The following is a 2,003-nucleotide window of genomic DNA, read 5'->3' on the forward strand; positions in this document are numbered from 1 at the left end:
GCCACAGCGCACGCAAGGATCAAATCCACATCGTGTGCCCACGCTTTTCGCGACCTTGCGGAACCCTCCAACCCGACTACCAGGCACTATCCGCCCGACAGGCCGGTCATGTGCCCATCAACTGCGGAAGCCGGGTTTAAGTACCGCACCGAAACGACCCGCCCCAGGCGAAGTTTCGCAAAGGTGAGAAGATTCGAAATCCAGGTCGGCCGATGCGAGTCGGCAAACGTCCGTGTCTAGAGTCGCAGGTGTGCAGACGACGCGACTTTCCGTACTGCTGATCGCCATCGGCCTCAGCGCTGCAGCATGCGGCTCCGACGTTGCGGTGACCGCAACTCGCTCCGACGCCTCGGCGGGAGCAGCAACCGCGCCACCGTTTCAACCGGGAACGCCCGACACGGGCGCGCCCACCACCTCAGGCGACGAGACAACGAACTCCAGCGAACCAGGCGAGCCGGCCACCACACCTCCGGCGACCGTTCCAACCGACATCGATCCCGGCGCCATCAACTTCGGTCCGAACAAGCCGGTCCAGCCGTACGACGACTTCCTCCTCGCCACGCTCGCCGACCTCGACGACTGGTGGGAGCAGGCCTATCCCGAGGTGTACGGCGAGCCATGGCAACCGCTCAAAGGTGACGTCTATGCGGCGTACCCCCAGCGGCCAGATGATCTCCCCGGTTGCGGCGAACCACGCACGTCCTACGACGACGTCCAAGAGTTCGTGGCGTTCTATTGCGGCCTTGACGACTTCATTGTCTATGACGACGGCGACGACGGCCTACTCGCCCAACTCGCCGACAACTTCGGCGCAGGAACGATCGGCATCGTTCTTGCTCATGAGTACGGCCACGCCATCCAGCAGCGCAGCGGCGTTCTCCAACAGAACCTCCCGACGGTCACGACCGAACAGCAGGCCGACTGCTTCGCTGGCGCGTGGGCGGGGCGCGCAGCACGCGGCGAAGGTGGCGTCACGTTCTCCGATGCCGACGTCCGGGCCGGTCTCATTGCCATGCTTGAAGTGCGTGACCCCGTCGGCATCGATCAGTTCACACCCGGCGGCCACGGGTCCGGATTTGACCGCGTCGGCGCCTTCCAGGTCGGCTTCCGTCAAGGCGCGGTTCGGTGCGGCGACCTGATTGACAACCCGCTCCCACTCATGCCGAACCAGTTCAACGACAACAACGACTTTGCCAACGAAGGCAATGCTCCGTTCGGGTTCGACGCCGGCGATCCGGAGACCGGCGAGGGCGCCGAGTTGTTCGGGTTTCTGGTGCCCGACCTCAACCTTTTCTGGGGCGTCGACGCTGATGTCCCCAACTTCACCCCACTCACGCTTGTCCCTGTCCAGAGCGAGGACGAGGCAGCATGTGCAGATCTCGAGGCCGGCTTCGAGAACGGCGCAGCGCTCTGCCCATCCAGTAACACCGTCTTTCTCAACGAGCCGGTTGCCCGCGACCTGTACGAACAGAACACGTTCGGCGACTTCTCGTTGGGTTACCTGATCGGCGCGGCCTGGGCCGAAGCTGCCCAGCGCTCACTCGGATCGACCATCGAAGGCGAACGTCGCGAGCTGATCAACGACTGCCTCGCCGGAGCATGGGTACAAACAGTCATCCCCGTCGACTTTCAACTGCCCCAACCGCGCGCCGAGGGCCGGACATCCATTGTGTCGCCCGGCGACCTCGACGAAGCTGTTCGCACAGCCATTCTGATCGGCGACCTCGGTGTCGACGACAACGTGCTCGGCAGCCCGTTCGAGAAGATCGACGCATTCCGCGACGGCGTCATCGGCGGGCTCGACGCCTGCGCGAACTAACCATCAGTTCAGTTCAGTTCAGTTCAGTTCAGTTCGCTCGTGATAATCGAGGCCAACTCGACCGGACGATCGCCCTGGACGCTGTGGCCGGCACCATCGACGAGATGCACCACCATGGCAGGTTGTAGCCGTTTGGCCTCTGCCACGTCGGCGTCGTCGACGACAGGCGAAAGTGATCCACGGA

Annotated in this window: 1 protein-coding gene; it reads left to right on the plus strand. The window is 63.7% G+C overall.

Annotated elements, in window-relative coordinates; translation table 11 throughout:
- Positions 1 to 250: 250 nt before the first annotated feature.
- Positions 251 to 1,819: a neutral zinc metallopeptidase gene (locus ACH2EI_RS04655; RefSeq protein ID WP_395159262.1), complete on the plus strand. Its 1,569-nt coding sequence runs from the start codon at positions 251 to 253 to the stop codon at positions 1,817 to 1,819.
- The last annotated feature ends 184 nt before the right edge of the window (positions 1,820 to 2,003 follow it).

Origin of the sequence: Ilumatobacter sp., assembly GCF_041688325.1 — a bacterium.
Taxonomy (GTDB): domain Bacteria; phylum Actinomycetota; class Acidimicrobiia; order Acidimicrobiales; family Ilumatobacteraceae; genus Ilumatobacter_A.